The sequence below is a fragment of the Methylobacter tundripaludum SV96 genome, from assembly GCF_000190755.2.
Classification (GTDB): domain Bacteria; phylum Pseudomonadota; class Gammaproteobacteria; order Methylococcales; family Methylomonadaceae; genus Methylobacter_A; species Methylobacter_A tundripaludum.
The window spans coordinates 2,629,058-2,647,636 of sequence record NZ_JH109152.1; the positions used below are offsets into that span (position 1 = coordinate 2,629,058).

Consider the following 18,579-nt stretch of genomic DNA (forward strand, 5'->3'; position numbering starts at 1 on the left):
ATTAAATGTTGAATTTATCCTCTATTTTTTGTTTGTAGTTTAAATAATGGATGGTTTGCAATTGCTCCGGGTTGTCGATGCGGAATGCAGAAAGGGGCAGGTCTATATCGGTAATATGAATCGGATAATTAATCTTACCGTTCCGAAATTGGAGTATATGCTGGTAAGCGGCATAAAAGACTTGATTGCCGTGGTCTAGCGAGGAAAACTCTTTTTCATTGCAGTAGATCGAATAGATAATGCCCTTGTGGGTATCTTCCCCGGTAATGCGCAAGCTTAATTCCTGGTTTGATGCGGTTGCTTTCAGTTGTACAGGGGCATAAGAAAAGATGCCGGCAGGACTTTTCGTGATCTCGTAATATTCAATGGTCAAAAGCGTTTCAAAAAGATTGCGGTTGAGGATCGATTCTAAAAAAATGGCATATTGTTTTAGCAGTTGGCTCGGCTTTGCTTTGCTATGCGGCTGGATATACAGGGCGCCTTTTTCATCAACAATATAGACACTGGTGTCAGTCTTGCTTTCATAGTAAAAAAGCTGGATCACTTGCGGCCTGTTCAGGGAATAAATAAGATGAATGGGTGTGTTTTCGAGGACCGCTGGGTCGAAATGAATGGTGCTGAACTGTTCCTGAGGGCTTGCTAATTCGCTTAATAACTGTTTTCTGGTTGCCAGCTGTTTGTAGCTTAGGGTTTTGTTTGCGGATTGGAAGACATAAAACGAAGTTCCGCCAGGCAAAATATAGCGGGGTGAGCGATTATGATGTTGTTTGGAGAAAAGTTTAATCAGGGTATTAAATACTGCTTCAACGCGGAGGATAATGCCTTTGGCCCGAGCCGGAGTGTGGCACACAAACTTCAGGCTACTCAAGGATAACGGTTTTTTACTGTTATTAATGGCATCCGCTAAACAGTTAAATAGCCCTTCTATGCCTTCATCCTGGCTGGTTGTGATTTCGCCCCAGCTGGACAGTGAAATCCTGTTGATAGTTTGAATAAAACACTGGCGGTTCATGCCGTAACTTAACGCATCGGAACGCTCACTCATAACGCACAGGCCGTCGTCATCCGATATGCCCATATTGATAATAAGCAGTGAATTCAGTTGAGCTTTGAGGGTTTGGTAGGTTTCCAGCGGAGGGTCGTAGTTAAAGCTCTGGGTTAAATAAAGGTTGATCTGCGTCAGCGTTGAATGCAGCTCTTCATTCGGTATTTTAAGTGAATGCGAACTGAACTGGAGCTGTAGCTGTTTGTGATAGAGTCCGTTGATGATCAGCCAGCAAAGGATTTCGATTAAAGACCGACATTTTTGTATGGGTTCGAAATCTGCGGCGTTAGTCATCTGTACGTTTTTCAGGTACATAGCCCAGCCATCGCCGCCGGGAAGACGGTTTTCTACGATAGACAAGGTATTTTCTTTTGAGTGGACTTCCGAGCGAGTCGTGATGATTTCAATCTTACCCGGCTTTTTTTCCAAAAAGGAATGAAGCTTTCTGCCGATCAATTTCAGGTCGTTGCTGTTTTCCTGGTTTTGGGCAACATGGTCTCTGGCGAACCCCATAATCATGCGGTAGCAGTGGGTCAATTGTTGCACGATAACGGCATGTTCCGACGTTGCTTTTTTTATATTCCAGAGTCGCTGATATTTAAGGTTATCAATAGTGGAGGCGGGCCAATTCCAGTTATTAGCAATAGAGTGCATATATTTTTCCCTGGTGGCTCTGGTCTGGGAATCCATGGTGTTGTCGGACGAACCCATGACTTTTAAATAAAAGCATTGACGAGCCAAGGCCAATCTTCCGTGGCTATGCGCTTTTTGCAGATATTTTTCGACTTTTTGGTAAATGAGCAAATACGGGTCGAGATCGGTCGTCATATAGTCGCCCTGATAAACGGCCTTTTTTATGTCCTGACACAGCCATTCAGGCTGAGGATATTCGCTGGCATAGCATTCCATTAACAACAGTTTCAATAGCGATTTATGCGGTGAATGCAGCGCCTTATAAAGATGCCAAAGGGTTGCGCTGGTAAATTCTTCAGCCGGGACAGCGTCGAAGCCGCCGAAATCGATAAGCTCATGTTCGGGAATGAACCGGTTAGCTATTAAGTGCTTGATATAGGCTGTGTAGTTTCTTTCTTCATGCGGCGGGACCAGCCACCATGCAGGGCTTTTCCCCGCAATATAAATTGCCGTCCGGTAAAACTCTTCAAGCAGTAGATAATGCTGGGTTTGGCCGCTGCTTTCCGTGGAAATGGGGGTGTTTTCACCGAGCAGGAATTGTTTGCTGTCCATCAGAAAGAAATGCACTTCCAGTCCTAGCGATGCCGCCCAAATCTCTATTGCGGTGGCTTTTTTTTGCAGCTCGGCAATGGCGCAGGACAATAAGTCGGATTGATGGCATAACCAAATGTCCATATCGCTGGTTTTGGAAAATGCGATGCTGCCGACGCTGCCCATCAAGAACAGGCCTTCAATAGGGTAAGTCTGTGATGCCGCGCGGGTATAAGTGAAGTTTTTTGCAAGTTGCCTGGCGGCATTTATTGCCTGGATGCCAGGGTTGTATTCGGGTATTCCTGCGGGAGTTGTCGAAGAAATAAATCCCGGTAACATCGGGAAGTTGCAATGGAAAAGCAGGGGTAATAAGTCCAGGAATGTTTGTTGGCGAGGTTGCAAAAAATCCTGGACTCGTTGTTCGCGTAGCTGATTCAAGCGTTTAAATCGGTATTTAATCGTTTGAAGGTCTTGTATGCTGATTTCTTCGCCGGGTGAGCCTAAATGGATGGCAGGCTCTGGGTGTGGTCTTATCATGGTGAAAGCATTATTTTTAAACTGAAACTAAGCCGATAATCAAGAGTCTTTTAACAAAGCGCACCGCCGAGATACGAAGATCCGGACGCTAACAAATATTACAATCCAGGTGCTGCCGCACCGGTTTTGTGGTGAGTAATTAACAGGCTTAGTTGATCGTGCTCCAGCGTTGCCCGTGCTGTCTGGATGGCGAGCCTAACCGTACCGGGAGCCGTGCCGCCAATGTGTTTACGAGCCGAAACCGAGCCTTCCAGCGTTAAATAATCAAAAACATCATCGGTAATCAAGCCCGAAAAATGCTGTAGCTCTGGCAGGGACAGTTCCGATAAATCGCGTTTGCTTTCCAACCCTAAGCGCACTGCCAAGCCCACGACTTCATGAGCATCGCGAAAAGCCATGCCTTTACGTACCAGATAATCGGCAAGGTCGGTGGCCGTGGCAAAGCCGCGTTTGGCCGAGTTGTACATATTGGTTTTTTTGGCTTCGAGGTGGGGAACCATATCGGCATAAGCCCGCAAGCAATTGATTAAGGTGTCGGCGGTATCGAATAGCGGTTCTTTATCTTCCTGATTGTCTTTGTTGTAGGCCAGCGGCTGGCTTTTCATCAGCATCAGCAGCGAAACCAAGTGACCGGTGACCCGGCCTGATTTGCCGCGCACCAGTTCGGGTACGTCGGGGTTTTTCTTTTGCGGCATAATCGAGGAGCCGGTGCAGAAAGCATCGGGCATCTCGATAAAGTCGAACTGGGCGCTGGACCACAGGATTAATTCTTCGGAAAAACGCGATAAATGCATCATGATCAAGCTGCCGGCCGCCGCAAACTCAATCGCAAAATCGCGGTCACTGACCGAGTCCAGCGAGTTGGCCGAAGGGCGGCTAAAACCGAGTAAATCGGACGTCATCTGGCGGTCTATCGGGTAACTGGTTCCGGCCAATGCCGCAGAGCCTAAAGGCATAATGTTGACGCGCTTGCAGCAATCTTGCAGTCTTTCCCGGTCGCGACTGAGCATTTCAAACCAGGCCATCAGGTGGTGGCCGAAAGTAATCGGTTGGGCGACCTGTAAATGCGTAAAGCCCGGCATGATGGTATCGGCGTGTTGCTCCGCCAAATCCAGAATGGCTGTTTGCAAGCGCGTGAGCTGGCCTAAAATCTGGGTGATTTCACTGCGCAGGTAAAGGCGAATATCCGTCGCTACCTGATCATTACGGGAACGTCCGGTATGCAGTTTTTTTCCGGCAATGCCGATTAAATCGGTCAGGCGGGCTTCTATGTTCATGTGAACATCTTCCTGCTTGATCGACCAGACAAATTCGCCGTTAATTATTTCCCGGCTGATTTGGGTCAGGCCGTTAATAATAGCGTCGCGTTCCTGTTCGGTCAGAATACCGCAAGAGCAAAGCATTTTGGCATGGGCGATTGAGCCCTCAATATCTTGTTGCGCCATACGTTGGTCAAAATCGACAGAGGCGGTAAATACCTCTACAAAGGCATCGGTTGCCTGGGCAAAACGGGCGCTGGAAAGTTTGTCGGAATTAACGTTGGTCATGGCGGTTTCATTGTAAGTTGACTATTGGGGCAAATTATACAGCGAAAGCTTACACTCCTGCTAACGCTCCTTACATACAACCTTGTAGGCAAAGCTTCCGTTCTTACCTGCATTCGTGCAGGTAAGTAATTAAAGTTCGATTAACCGTCATCAACTTACACGGGTTACAATAACGTAATTTATTGTTGAAAATGAATGGTGTTCTTTTGACTGAAAAAATTATTCGTATTGCGACGCGCCGGAGTCCTTTGGCGTTGTGGCAGGCAGAGCACGTTGCAGAACGTTTGGAGCGGACATTTCCAGGATGCAGGACTGAATTGGTTAAAATGACCACGCAGGGCGACAAGATTCTTGATGCGCCTTTAGCCAAGATTGGCGGCAAGGGATTGTTTGTCAAAGAGTTGGAGCAGGGCATGTTGGAAGGTTTGGCCGATATTGCCGTGCATTCCATGAAAGATGTGCCGGTGGAGTTTCCGGAAGGCTTGCACTTGGCGGCCATTTTAATCCGCGAAGACCCAACCGATGCTTTTGTCTCCAATCATTATGCGACGTTACACGATTTACCGGCTAATGCCAGAATCGGTACGTCCAGCTTGCGCAGACAATGCCAGATTAAAGAGCTTTACCCGGAAGCTGAAATATTGTCGTTAAGAGGTAACGTCAACACCCGCCTGTCCAAGCTGGATAGCGGTGAATACGATGCCATTATTCTGGCTTCGGCCGGTTTGAAAAGACTGGGCATGGCTGAACGCATTACTCAATGCCTGGATACCTCCGTCAGCCTACCGGCGATCGGCCAGGGCGCGATAGGCATAGAATGCCGGATTGACGATCCGGAAATTAATGAGATGTTGAGTGCGTTGCATGATAGTGAAACCGGACTGTGTGTGGCGGCGGAAAGGGCAATGAACGCGCGTTTGAGTGGCGGCTGCCAGGTTCCGATTGCCGGTTTTGCCACGATGCAGGGCGAGCAACTGTTCATGCGCGGATTGGTCGGCAGTCCTGACGGCAGCGTGATCTATCGGGCTGAACGGACGGACAGCGTGGACAGCGCTGAAGCTATCGGCAAAATGATTGCCGAAGACTTACTGGCTCAAGGCGCCGATGAAATTCTGCAAGCGCTGTTTCATTGAATGCAGGGATGTAGTTAAGGGGCGGAAGCGTTGAGTAAAGTTTTGAACGGCGCACGCGTTTTAGTCACGCGGCCGGAGCATCAGGCGGAAAATCTGAGCCGTTTAATTGAACAGCGGGGCGGGATAGCGGTCCGGTTTCCTACCCTGGAAATCGTTTCGCGGGATGACGACCGGATAAAATCTACGCTGGAGAATCTGGATGGATTCCAATGGGTTGTTTTTATCAGCGCCAATGCAGTAAATTTTGCTCTAAAGACGAATAGTGGCAAAATACCCCGCACGAAATCCGTGCGTTTTGCCGCAGTGGGGCAGGCTACGGCGCAAGCCATGAAAATGGCCGGATTACCCGTCGATTTAGTGCCTGAATACGGTTATAACAGTGAGGCGTTGCTGGAAATGCCGCAACTACAGCAAGTCGAAGGGCAAAATTGTTTAATCGTTCGCGGTGAAGGCGGGCGTGAACAGTTGGCAACCACGTTGCGCAGCAGAGGCGCAGAAGTTGACTATCTGGAAGTCTACAAAAGAATAATCCCCCGTATGGATAGCTCTCCGGTTGTCGAGTTGCTTGCTCAGCACCGCCTGGATGTCATTACCGTGACCAGTGCCGAAGCGTTGCAGAACTTAAGTTTAATGCTGGGTGAAAAAAATAATAAGCTATTGTCATTAATACCCTTGGTGGTAGTTAGCGATAGAATCAGGTGTTTAGCCGCCGATATGGGATTTAATCGAATTACTGTGACGGATAGTCCTATCGATACAGCAATTCTTGAGACAGTAATAACGTGTGTGACAGGGGAATAGAGTGGCCGAATTGACTGAACAACAAGAACAGAATGTGAGCGAAAATAGCAAAGCTTCCGCTCCTGCTAACGCCCCTAGCCTACGTCCTGAAGGCGAAGCTCGCAAGTCGCGTAGCGGACTCTGGTTTGGCATCATTATGCTGCTCATTATTATCAGCGTGGCAGGCGCGGGTTTTTATCTTTTTCAGCAATTGCGCTCTCAACAGGCTGATTTAGGCGGGGAAGTTAATAAAGGCGACATGCAGCTGATCGAGTTGTCGAAACAGATTAGCGGCTATCAGACGCAACTTGCCGCCATTCAATCCCAACTGGCAACCGTAGAAGCCGATGTTGCCGGGAAGGAATCCCACTATACCAAAACCCTGGCGGATTTTTCCCAGTTACATAGCGAAAAACTGGATGCTACACGGAATGAATTAAATAGTGCAGTCCAGCAGGTACAACGCCAGCTGGGCAAGACACGCGGCGACTGGTTAATTGCCGATGCGGAATACCTGTTAAGCATAGCCAATCAACGCCTGTATTTAATGGGCGATGTTAATACCACCCGCGAAGCCCTGGAAGCTGCAGATCAACGTCTCAGAGAAAGCGGGGATGCAGGCGCTTTTAAAATACGCGAACAAATCGCCAAGGATATTGCCGCGATCCGTAATGTTGCCGTTGCCGATATTGTCGGGATGTATGCCTCGATTCAATCGCTGCAAGGTCAGGTCGATACCTTAACCTTGTTTTTGCCTTATACCGGAAAAACATTGACTCAACCCAAACCGGCACAGGAACCGGCGGATAAGGAAGGTCAAAATCTGCTTGATTCTGCATTGGGACAATTGGAAGGGGTAGTGACCATCAGGCACACCGAACATCCCATTAAGGAAATATTAACGCCGGAACAAGCCCAGTTTATTCGGGAACAGTTAAGGGTAAAACTGGAAATGGTTAAAATTGCCCTGGTTCAGCAAAACGAGCAGCTTTACCAATCCAGTTTGGCCGATGCAAAAAAATGGATCGAACAAAACTTTGCCAAGAACACAGAGACGAGCAATTTCATTGCCGAGCTGGACAAGTTTAGCGCCATCAAAATCCGCAGCCATTTCCCGGACATCAGCCTGTCGTTGAAAATGCTCAGGGATATTACCAAGCTGAGATTGGAAGCCGATAAAGCCATGCCGCCTGCTGAAAAAGCCAAATCCGAACCGGTCGAAAAACCGGTTGAACCAGCAAAACCGGTGACAGTGAATCCGGCCGAAGCGATAAAGCCGACTGAGACCGCGCCGCCCGCCGAGACACCGAAGCCGGTTGAAGCAGCACCTGCCGCACAATAATCCAGAGAGTACATGATGAAAAATATAATGTATTTTCTGGGTTCACTCCTTGTTGCCGTTGCAGCCGCTTTTTTTGCCTATAAATGGTTGGGTGGATTCGAGAATCCAGGCTATGTCCTGATCGGCATCGGCTATTGGTCCCTTGAAACATCGTTAATCGTTTTTGCGGTTAGCTTGATCATGGGATTTTTTGTATTTTATATCTTCTTCAGGTTTTTAGGCTGGCTGCTCAGATTGCCGGGCCAAATCAAGAACCGCGGCAAAAGCATCAAATTCAATCGTTCTCAGGAAGCTTTGATTGCCGGTCTGGTCGATTCCGCCGAAGGTAACTGGGAAAAAGCCGAAAAAGTATTAATCAAACATGCCTCGCACAGCGGCGCACCGCTGATCCACTATTTAACCGCAGCAAGAGCCGCGCAATCCCGTGGCGCGTATGACAAAAGGGACGAATACCTGAAAAAGGCAGCCGACCAGGCGCCGGGTTCCGATGTGGCGATAGGCCTGACCCAGGCGGAACTGCACTTATCGGAAAAACAATTCGAGCAAGCCCTGCAAACCTTGACACGCCTGCAGTCCATCGATCCGACTCACGCCAGCGTTTTAAAATTACTACATCAAGCCTATCAACAAGCCGGCGATTGGGAAGGCATCCGCAAACTGATTCCGTCATTGAACAATAATAAAGTGTTGATGGAAGCCGAGATAAAATTGCTGGAAACCGAAGCATTCAGCAAATTGTTAAAGCAGGCGGCCGAGCGAGGCAGTGCTGATGAAATTGATTCGTTATGGTCGGAAATTCCCGATTACATCAGAAACATGAAGGGCGTTTCGGCGATCTATTTCGCCGCGATGATTGATGCAGGGGCGGGCGCAAAGGTCGAAGGCGGCTTGTCCAGAGCCTTGTCGACAACCTGGGATCAAACGCTGGTGGTGTTGTTCGGCAATGTCCAGTCGATCGATGTCGCAAGACAGCTTGAAACAGCCGAGCAGTGGCTGCCGATGCACCCACGGGATGCGGTGTTCCTGACCGTACTGGGCAAGTTGAGCATGAAATGCGGAGACAACCAAAAAGCGACAACCTACCTGACCAAAAGCCTTTCGATAGAGCCTACCGTTCCGGCTTATCAACTATTCGGCGATTTGCTGTCTGCCCAAGGCGACAAGGACAGGGCCAGCGAATGTTACAAGCAGGGCTTGGAGCTGGCATCCAGCGAGATTGTCAGCCGGATTGATTCAATATCTTGAGTAGGCGGTAGGATGGATAGAGTAACGCCCTACCCATCCTACGAACTGAGTGCATAAAAAAGAGTTATAATTTTTTAACGCTTTACCCCCCAATTCATATCCCACGCTTTATTCAATCAGGCCAGGATATGACGATCTTTTACTTTATGGAGATAACACATGCTTGTATTTGGCATGATCATTATCACATTAAGCCCGCAAAGTTTTACCTAATCCCTATGAATATCATCGGCAGTTGGACGTGGAAAGGTTTGGGCGATGCGCTCTTTAGCCCCAAAGCGACCGGCATAGAGTCCAAAATAAACGAAGTTAAGCAACGCTTACCGATTCCTGTTTTTTGGCTGCTGGGCAAAACACAAGCCGGAAAAACATCGCTGATTCGAGCATTAACCGGCAGCGATGCGGCGGAAATCGGCAATGGCTTCCAGGCTTGCACGAAAAGATCGCGATTTTATGATTTTCCGTCATCCAGCCATCCGATGATGCGTTTTCTGGATACGCGGGGTTTGGGCGAAACTGCTTACAATCCGGGCGAAGACCTAGCCTGGTGTGCCAATCAGGCGCATTTATTAGTCGTAGTGCTACGGGCGTTGGACATGAACCAAGCGGAAGTGGTTGATACCGTGTTGACCATTCATCAGCAGCACCCGGACTGGCCTATCATAGTGGTCCAAACCGCCTTGCACGAAGGATATGTAAGCGACGCCGAGCATATTCAACCGTATCCTTACCAACAGATCCCCTTTCCGCCGCAAGTGCCTCATGCTTTGGCGCAAGTGCTGTTACATCAGCGCGACTGGTTTAAGTCGGTGCCGGTACATTTTGTGCCGCTTGATTTCACGCTGCCGGAAGACGGTTTTGAGCCTGCCGATTACGGGTTGGATGCGTTATGGCGCACCATTGAAAGCGTGTTGCCGGCGGGTGTGATCGGCTTATTGCGCGGTACCGAACAGCATAAAGAATTACTGGATTTTCATGCTCAGCAAGCTCATCCGCACCTGATCGGTTACGCAGTGCTTAATGTCGGCATGGGCGCGATTCCCCTGGCAGGTTTGCCGTTAGTGCTGGCTGTGCAGGCCAAACTGTTTCATAGTATCGCTTCAATTTATGGCCTGGAGCTGACCCGCAGACTTTATGCCGAATTTACCAGCCTGATCGGCGTCAGTGTCGGCGTAGGATTATTAGGACGGGAACTGCTTAAATTTGTCCCTGTTTACGGCTCGGCGGTGGCGGGCGTTTATTCGGGAGCGATGACTTATGCACTGGGCAAAGCTTTTTGCGTATATTTGCATGGCGTAAAACGCGGCGCTTTACCTGACCATGCGACGTTAAAACAGGCTTACGACGAAGCCTTCGTTCATGCGCGTCAATTACTCAAAAACAAGGAAACTTAGCTTATGCTTGTAACGCGCTTTAGCATTGTCTTGGCGGTGATGTTTTTAATGCCTTGGCTGGCGTTAATAGGCTTGGGCGGTTACTGGGTATGGCAACACGGTTGGCTTTATCAGGGCTTGGGCATCTTGTCGGCGAACATGGCGCTGGTCTATGGACTGCTGCACTGGCGCAGTCATAGCGAAAAACCGTTGTTTGTAGAACCCATCGAGATTCAGCCTAATCCAAACTGGCCGGATAAAGCCCAACTGGCGTGGCGAGAACTTAAGCCGTTAACCGAACGCTGGCAAACAGAATCGGATGTATTGACGGACTCAAGCAAAGCCTTAAAACTGACCAATGAAGTATTAACGCTGGTTGCGCGGCACTTTCATGCCGATTCCAAATACCCCATTTTAGAATTTCCGCTGCCGTATTTGCTGAAACTGATTGTATTGGTCTGCGAAGATATTCAGCACGACGTATTAGACAAAATTCCCGGCAGCCATGCGGTCAGAGTCGGCGATTTATTACGCGCCAAGCAAGCCGTCGATACCTTGAGTAAGCTTAAATCAGTTTTCGATGTCGGGAATTGGCTGTTTAATTGGGCGGGTGCGGCGCTGGCTAAAGCGCGCAGTGTATTAATCGGCAAAGGCCTGAATGCCGTTACCCATGAAATATCGCAACGCCTGATCAGTGCTTATATCAACAAGCTAGGTTATTACGCGATTCAACTCTACAGCGGTCAATTAACCTTGGACGATATTGTCCCGACTGACAGATTAACCGCCGCATCAAAACAAGACATTGCGGAAAGCGAAGCGCATGACCAGTCGATAGAACCGCTCCGGCTACTTGTTGTAGGCCAAGTCAGCAGCGGCAAATCCAGTTTGATTAACGCCTTATTCGGCGAAATAAAAAGCGCAGAAGGACTCTTGCCGACTACCGCAGAAATCACCCCTTACCTGCTCGAACGCGACGGCTTGCAACAAGCGATCATACTGGACAGCGCCGGTTACGGCGGCTTAATGCACGACCAGGCACCTGAGGCATTAATGCAGGAGTGGACAAAAGTCGATGTGATTTTAATGGTTTGCAATGCCGCGCAAGCCGCCCGCCAAGTCGATACAGAACAAGTGAACGCCATTCGCCGCTATTTCCAGGAGCAATGTCCAAACCAAGCCTTGCCGGTTATCATCGCGGTGGCGACGCATTGCGACCGTTTACGCCCGGCCCGTGAATGGAATCCCCCCTACAATATTCAACAACCGGACAACGCCAAAGCACACAGTATTCGACAGGCTTGTGAGGCGATGGCCCACGATTTGAGTTTATCGCTGGATTGCATCGTCCCCGTTTGTCTGGCCCCTGAAAAACCCGCTTACAATATCGAAGACGGTTTGATGCCGTTGATTTACGAACATCTTAACGCGGCCCAACGGGTGCGTTATTTGCGCTGTTTACGTCAGCAACAATCGGAAAGCTACTGGCGGCAATGGCGAAAACAGGCATTACAAGCGGGGCAGCTTATTTTTAAACGTTGAAGAAAAAATAATACAGGCTAAATAATATTTTTCGGTTTTACAAACTGTGCGACAGAACCATGAACGAAATAAACACAAACCGTTCCCTGGGTTTGCCGAATGGCCGAAAGACGGGATCAGGTCATTCACGGATTCCGTATAGCCGCATTAACTTCAAAGCCTCAGTCCCGCATCGGATGCTTTGGCGGAGGCATAGCGCCGCCAAAGCGCCTTGATCCAGCTATTGAAATCATCCAAATAGGTATACGCCACCGGAATCACCAACAGGCTGAGCAAGGTGGAAGTCACCAAGCCGCCGATCACGGCGACCGCCATCGGGCTGCGGAAAGATGAATCCGCGCCGCCCATGCCAAGCGCAACCGGCAGCATGCCTGCACCCATCGCAATGGTGGTCATGACGATAGGGCGGGCGCGTTTCCGGCAGGCATCCAGTAGCGCATCCCTTCGAGGCATGCCATGATCTCGCCGCGCAACAATGGCATATTCGACCAGCAATATGGAATTCTTGGTGGCAATGCCCATCAGCATAATGAGCCCGATCAGCGACGGCATGGAAAACGCTTTACCGGTCAACAGCAGCGCCACAAAACCGCCGCCGAAAGAAAGCGGCAGCGCGGCCAAGATGGTGATCGGCTGCAAAAACTCCTTGAACAGCAGTACCAGCACGATGAATATGCACAGCATGCCGGTGAGCATGGCGAGGCCAAAACTGGCGAAAAGCTCAGCCATCATTTCGGCATCGCCAATATTGATCCGCTTTACCCCGGCAGGCAGATTGCGAATGCTGGGCAAATTTTGCACTGCGGAAGTCACATCCCCTAACGGCAGGCCGGAGAGTTCAATTTCAAAATTGATGTTGCGTGAGCGGTCATAACGATCAATGACCGCAGGTCCGCTGGAAAAATCCAGATCGGCCACCTGACTCACCATCACCGATCCCGAACCTGCTTTGCCTGACGGCACCGCGAGCCGTTCCAGCACCGAAAGATCGCTGCGTCCATCTGCGGCCAGTTTCACCACCACCGGCACCTGGCGTTGGGCGAGATTGAGCTTGGGCAAAGACCAGTCGTAATCCCCTATCGTGGCAATGCGCAGCGTCTCTGCGATAGCCGCGGTGGTGACGCCCAAATCGGCGGCACGGGAAAAATCCGTTCGTACCGCAATTTCAGGCCTTACCAACGCGGCGCTGGAGGCGATGCTGCCCAGGCCGGGAATAGTCCGAAGATCGCGCTCAACGTTACGGGCAGCGGTGCTTAAGGCCTGCGGATCGTCGCCGCTCAGCACCAGCACGTATTTCTCGCCCGACCCGCCGAGGCCTACTTTGGTGCGCACGCCGGGCAAGTTTTGCAGCGCCTGCCGGATGTTTTGCTCGATGACTTGCTTACGCACGGGCCGGTCTTGACGATTAGCCAGCGTAATCGTCAACGTGGCTTTACGCACTTCGCCGCTTTGAGAGGCGGCAAGAGGATCGCCGCCGGCTGAACCGCCGCCGATCGTGGTATAAACCGATTTTACATAAGGCACGTTTGCCACCAGTTGCCGGGCAGCTTCCGCCGAGGCACTGGTTTGGGCAAGGCCGGCGCCGGGCGATAATTCGACGAAAACCTGGGTCTGCGGATTATCATCCGGCGGTATGAATCCCGTGGGCAATAAAGGGATCAGCAGCAAGGAGCCGATGAAAAACGCCGCCGCAGCCGCTATCGTGGTCAGGCGATGCTTCAAACACCAGGCCGCCAGTTTCATATAGTTTTTCATGATGCGCCCTTCCGGTGGCTCGAAGTGGCCGCTGTCTTTCAACAGATACGCGGCCATCATCGGCGTCAGCATCCGCGCCACTACCAGCGAGGCCAGTACGGCCAGCGCTGCGGTCCAGCCGAATTGTTTGAAGAAGCGCCCGGCAATCCCGCTCATGAAGGCCGTGGGCAAAAATACCGCAACCAGTGCGAACGTGGTAGCGACCACCGCCAGGCCGATTTCATCCGCCGCCTGCATGGCCGCCTGATAAGGTGTTTTGCCCATACGCAAGTGGCGCACGATATTTTCCACTTCGACGATAGCATCATCCACCAGGATGCCAACCACCAGAGATAACGCCAACAAAGTGATCCCGTTCAGGGAAAAACCTAAATAGTCCATGCCCAAAAAGGCCGGAATTATCGACAGCGGCAGGGCTACGGAGGAGATGAAAGTCGCCCGCCAATCTTTTAAAAACAGCCAGACGACCAATATCGCCAACAAAGCGCCTTCGTAAAGCATGGTCATGGAGCCGTGGAATTCTTCCTGCACCGGGGTGACAAAATTGAACGCTTCGGTAAATTCTATGTCCGGGTTGGCAAGCCGTAATTCCGCTAACGCTTTTTGCACGCCCGCGCCCACCTCGACGTCGCTGGCGCCGCGGCTGCGGGTGACTTCAAACCCTACCACCGGTTTGCCGTTGAGCAAGGCCAGCGATCGGGGCTCCGCCACCGTGTCGTCGATGGTCGCGACCTGGTCGAGCCGGAAACTGCGGCCGTCTGCCAACGAGAGTTGCAACGGTCGCATTTCTTCCACCGACGCAACGTTGGCTAAGGTGCGTACCGGCTGTTCACCACTACTCAAATTGGTACGGCCGCCTGCACTTTCTCTTTGTATCGCGCGCAACTGCCGGGAAATGTCGGCAGCCGTAGCGCCCAACGATTGCAATTTGACCGGGTCCAGGGCAATGGCCACTTCCCGGCTAGCGCCGCCCACCCGGCTAACTTGGCCCACACCGCGCACGCTGAGCAACTTTTTGGCAATCGTGTCTTCTACAAACCAGGAAAGCGCTTCGTCATCGCGCTGGGCGGAGGCGACAGTAAACGCCAGGATCGGCGAACCGGCCAAATCCAGCTTGGTAACGACCGGGTCGCGCAGATCGGCAGGCAGATCGGAACGCACTTTGGACACAGCGGAACGCATGTCGTCCACCACTTCCTGTACGGGTTTTTCCAGACGGAACTCGGCAGTAATAATAACGCTGCCGTCCTGCACTTTAGTGGTGATGTGCTTTAGGCCTTGCAAGGTGGCGATAGCGTTTTCGATCTTACGCGCCACCTCGCTTTCCAGCTGGGAAGGCGAGGCGCCGGGCAAAGATGCCGTGACCGTTACCGTAGGCAAGTCCAGATCCGGCATATTTTGAACTTTCATCGACTGAAAACTTAACAGCCCCCCGAAGCTCAGCAGCACAAACAACATCAGCGCCGGAATGGGGTTGCGGATACACCATGAGGAGACGTTCATGGCTGCACCAGCTGCACAGTATCGCCATCGGTCAGGAATGAGGCGCCGATGGCAACCAGACGATCCCCCGGATTGAGTCCAGAAAGTATTTCCAAGCTGTCACCGGTTCTTCGGCCCAGTTGCACTTTGACCTGAGAGACCTTGGCAAGCGAACCGCTCTGCTCGCCCAGTTTGAAGACATAGCTGAAGCCTTCCCGCAAAGATAGCGCAGTCTGGGGGACGATGAGACCGGCGTTGATACCGATTTGGAATTCGCCCCGGCCGAACATTCCCGCGCGTAAGCCATGCTGGGCGGCTTCCGGTAAATCCACATAGACCAAACCATTGCGGCTCTGGACATCCAAGGTCGGAGCCAATGCACGAATCTTGCCCTTGATGCTGCCGACGTTGGGCACTTCGACGCTAACAGCGATGCCGGGCTTGAGTTGGGCCATTTCGGAGGCAGTGACTTCGCCCCGCCATTCCAGCCGGTTTTGCCGGATCATGCGAAACAATTCCTGCCCCTTTGCAGCGACCGCACCCAAGGTGGCGCTACGGGAAGAAATAACGCCCTCATCGCCGGCTAAAACCTTGGTATATTTCAGCCGCAACAATTGCGAGTCCAACTGCGCTTTGGCCGACTGGACCTTGGCTTTAGCGGTTTTTTCGCCGGTCAGATATTGGTTCACTTGTTGGCTGCTTAGCGCCCCGGAAGCCGAGATCTGTCCGGCCCGTTCGGCGTTAACGCGTGCATCGGCCAGATTCGCCTCGGCCTCGGCCAGCGCTGCCCGGCTTTGGGCGACATCGGCTAATACGCTTTCGTCGGAAAAAACCGCCAGCAGCTGTCCTTTCTTTACGGTTTCGCCCACTTGCACATTCACCTCAATCAAACGCAGGTCGCTTATTTCAGCGCCGATAATGGCCTCCTGCCATGCCGCTATCGAACCGTTGGCCGTCAGTGTCATGGGAATGTCGCGCATGGCAGGCTGGATTACCGTTACGCTGAGCGCAGGCTTCGGCGCGGGAGCTGTGTCGGCGGTGGCAGAATAGCTACTGCGTCCGGCGATAATGCCAATGCCGATCAGTACGCTTAAGGCTGTCAGAAGAGCGCCTGTTTTTCCTTTTATCATGATTTTCCTCCGGTGAAATCGACTTGATGATTTAAATAGTGATCTGGTTTTTCGGGTTCGCCGCTGCTTGGAGCAGAAGAGCTTGCGGCGCCAATTTTCCGGGCATCGTCATGTGCTTCCCAGCTGCCGCCGACTGCACGGTACAGAGCGATCCAGGCGCTGACCTGCTCCTGCTCTAACTCTTTAAGGGCCATTTCAGCGGACAGAACGTTACGCCTTGATGTTTCGACATCAATCAAATTACCTAATCCGACTTGGTAAAGTTGCTGGACAGCCAGAAAATTTGCCCGGTAACCGGTGACAGCCTTTCGGCCTTCGGGTAAGCGTTGGCTGGCGCTATCTAATCGCACCAAGGCTTCTTCCACTTCTTTTACCGCCGTACGCACTTTGCTGCGAAATTTGCTTTCGGCAGCCTGATATTGGACTCGCGCCGCTTCCACGTCGGCGGCCCGCTTACCGGCATCGAACAGCGGCAAGCTGAGTGTCGGGCCGATCGCCCAGGTTTGTGCGAGCAAAAACGCTCCCCCGTTAATGTTTTGCAACGTCGGCGTGATGTTGCCGGACAGACTCAACTTCGGAAACCGCTTGGCCTGTTCGACGCCGATATTGGCGCTGGCCTCCGCGACATCGCGCTCGGCGGAGGCCACGTCGGGCCGTTGCAGCAACACGCGGGCAGGCAGGGAATCAATTCGGAACGCCGGTGGGATGGGCAGCTTTGCCACCCGGTCCGGCGCCTCAGTTAACAATTTACGAACTTCCGGTTCCTGTAAGCCGGTCATTGCGACAAGACCCTTTATCGAACGTTCGCATTGCGCTTGTTGTTGCAGCAACGTTCTATTGCCCTCGGCGGCACTGGCATTGGCAAGCGCGACGTCGCCTGGTGCACGGAATCCGGCTTTACCTGCGATTTCCGAGAGCCTGGCCGATTCCCGGCGCGACGCGGTGTCGGCCTGCACTATTTGCACTTGACCCTCGCAATAACGATAAGCCAGATAAGCATTGGCGGCTTCCGCCGCCACCGAGACGCGGGCGTCGTGCCAGGATGCATTTCTCGATTCCAGTTGGCTGCGGGCCGCTTCCTCCTGGCGCGCCAAGCCGCCGAACAAGTCGACTTCCCAGCTGGATTGCAGCCCAGCCGGTAATTGGTTCCATACGAACGGAGCGCCTCCAAAGGAAGAAGAGGAGCGTTTAGCGCCTATGCTGGAATCTATCGAGGGCAGTAAGGCGGCATCGGCGCCGACCAGGTTGGCTCGGGCTTGCTCGATGCGCGCCCTGGCGTCGGCCACGGACGCGCTTTCTTGCTGGGCTGCCGCTAAAAAGCGGTTCAGAACCGGATCATTAAAGCGTTGCCACCACCGGTTGAGATTGGCCGGGTCGCCTTGGTGAGCAGTGGGCAAGTTATTCTCGCCTGACTGGGGGGCTTGCCAGTTAGCCGCTGCCTTCAAAGGCTTAGTTTGGTAATCAGGACCCACAGTGGTCAGCAAGCCGCTGGAGCCGCATGCTGAAAGGAGCAAAGGCAGAAGACTCCAGCTTAGTCGTTGTAGATTTTTATCACTCATGATTTGCTTCTTGCGCGCGACGCCGGGCCTCGCCTTCGATCATCGACACGGCGTACCCGGCCAGGCGTTCTGCCAGAACATCAATCGCCTTGAGAGTGTTCAACACTTGCGGCGAAATGGCCGAAACAACCTCTTGCCCGACATAAAAATGCACGGCCATGCCGATGATGGCAAAAGCCAGTCGATGAACATCAGTATCAATGCGTTGCAGGGCCAAATGCTCTTTGAGCAGCGAAACCAATGCTTCATGTTGCGGTTTGATCTCCGCATCGATTTCCTGCTGCCAGACTCCGGTCGGCTCGATCATTTCCCGGAAGTGCAGTTTCATCACCAGCCTGATCTCTTCGCCTTTTTTCAGCGGTTCAAGAAATTCCGTGAAAAACCTGGCTAGCGCTTCGGGCAGCGGTAAACCGGCATAAGCTGCGATATTGGAGCCACAGGGTGTGTCGCCCATCGGTTCGGTAAATGCGGCGCGATAAAGGCCGGCCTTATCGCCGAAGTAGTAGCGGATGGCCGAAATATTCGCGCCCGCCGCTTCGCAGATTTCTCGGGTGGAGGCGGCCTTGTAGCCTTTTTCGGCAAATAGCCGTAATGCCGACATGACCAGTCTGCTGCGTGCGTCGTGAGTTTCTGTTCCGGGATTTTCGTTAGTGACCATGCTGCCTCAGGAATTGCTTACAAAAAATAAATCAAACGATTGATTGTCACAATATCAATCAATCGTTTGATTGTCAATTCTGGGGTGTTTGGAGGATTTATTGAGGCAGGTGTCCAGTTGCTGCAAATTAACCTAGACGAAGTTAAGGATTAATATGGGGTGTTAATCAACATGCAAAAATTATCGGGGAATCGGGGGAATAAAGATTGAAAACTTTTCAGGTTCCA

Annotated in this window: 12 protein-coding genes; 6 read left to right on the plus strand and 6 right to left on the minus strand. The window is 51.8% G+C overall.

Going from position 1 to position 18,579, the window contains the following annotated elements; genetic code table 11:
• Nucleotide 1: 1 nt before the first annotated feature.
• Nucleotides 2-2,806 carry a class I adenylate cyclase gene (locus tag METTU_RS11735; RefSeq protein ID WP_006891803.1) on the minus strand — a complete coding sequence of 935 codons (2,805 nt, stop codon included), beginning with the start codon at nt 2,804-2,806 and terminating at the stop codon, nt 2-4.
• A 98-nt stretch (nt 2,807-2,904) separates the two neighbouring features.
• Nucleotides 2,905-4,353 (minus strand): argininosuccinate lyase, encoded by a 1,449-nt coding sequence (gene argH / locus METTU_RS11740; RefSeq protein ID WP_006891804.1) that lies wholly within the window; start codon nt 4,351-4,353, stop codon nt 2,905-2,907.
• A gap of 191 nt (nt 4,354-4,544) precedes the next feature.
• Here argH and hemC point away from each other — a divergent pair, with 191 nt between their 5' ends.
• The 6 genes from hemC (at nt 4,545) to METTU_RS11770 (ending at nt 11,768) form a co-directional block, all read left to right on the plus strand.
• Complete coding sequence (gene hemC / locus METTU_RS11745) at nt 4,545-5,486, plus strand: hydroxymethylbilane synthase (protein WP_006891805.1); 942 nt, start codon at nt 4,545-4,547, stop codon at nt 5,484-5,486.
• A gap of 30 nt (nt 5,487-5,516) precedes the next feature.
• Nucleotides 5,517-6,287 (plus strand): uroporphyrinogen-III synthase, encoded by a 771-nt coding sequence (locus METTU_RS11750; RefSeq protein WP_006891806.1) that lies wholly within the window; start codon nt 5,517-5,519, stop codon nt 6,285-6,287.
• A gap of 1 nt (nt 6,288) precedes the next feature.
• Entirely contained in the window at nt 6,289-7,608 is a 1,320-nt protein-coding gene (locus tag METTU_RS11755; protein ID WP_006891807.1) for a uroporphyrinogen-III C-methyltransferase, read from the plus strand.
• A gap of 12 nt (nt 7,609-7,620) precedes the next feature.
• Nucleotides 7,621-8,853: a heme biosynthesis HemY N-terminal domain-containing protein gene (locus METTU_RS11760; RefSeq protein WP_006891808.1), complete on the plus strand. Its 1,233-nt coding sequence runs from the start codon at nt 7,621-7,623 to the stop codon at nt 8,851-8,853.
• 218 nt (nt 8,854-9,071) lie between these two features.
• Nucleotides 9,072-10,247, plus strand: a complete 1,176-nt coding sequence (locus METTU_RS11765) for a YcjF family protein (RefSeq protein ID WP_040580531.1) — start codon at nt 9,072-9,074, stop codon at nt 10,245-10,247.
• A gap of 3 nt (nt 10,248-10,250) precedes the next feature.
• Entirely contained in the window at nt 10,251-11,768 is a 1,518-nt protein-coding gene (locus METTU_RS11770; RefSeq protein ID WP_006891810.1) for a GTPase family protein, read from the plus strand.
• Between the two features lie 153 nt (nt 11,769-11,921).
• Here METTU_RS11770 and METTU_RS11775 read toward each other — a convergent pair whose 3' ends face one another.
• From METTU_RS11775 to METTU_RS11790, 4 genes are read right to left on the minus strand one after another with little or no spacing between them, the layout of a single operon-like run.
• A complete protein-coding gene (locus tag METTU_RS11775) occupies nt 11,922-15,026 on the minus strand; it encodes an efflux RND transporter permease subunit (RefSeq protein WP_006891811.1) in 3,105 nt (1,034 codons plus the stop codon).
• Complete coding sequence (locus METTU_RS11780) at nt 15,023-16,135, minus strand: efflux RND transporter periplasmic adaptor subunit (protein WP_006891812.1); 1,113 nt, start codon at nt 16,133-16,135, stop codon at nt 15,023-15,025. The genes METTU_RS11775 and METTU_RS11780 overlap by 4 nt, the downstream gene beginning before the upstream one ends.
• Complete coding sequence (locus METTU_RS11785; protein WP_040579765.1) at nt 16,132-17,694, minus strand: efflux transporter outer membrane subunit; 1,563 nt, start codon at nt 17,692-17,694, stop codon at nt 16,132-16,134. Before METTU_RS11785 ends, METTU_RS11780 begins: the two co-directional genes overlap by 4 nt.
• A complete protein-coding gene (locus METTU_RS11790; protein WP_006891816.1) occupies nt 17,687-18,352 on the minus strand; it encodes a CerR family C-terminal domain-containing protein in 666 nt (221 codons plus the stop codon). The genes METTU_RS11785 and METTU_RS11790 overlap by 8 nt, the downstream gene beginning before the upstream one ends.
• Nucleotides 18,353-18,579 lie beyond the last annotated feature (227 nt).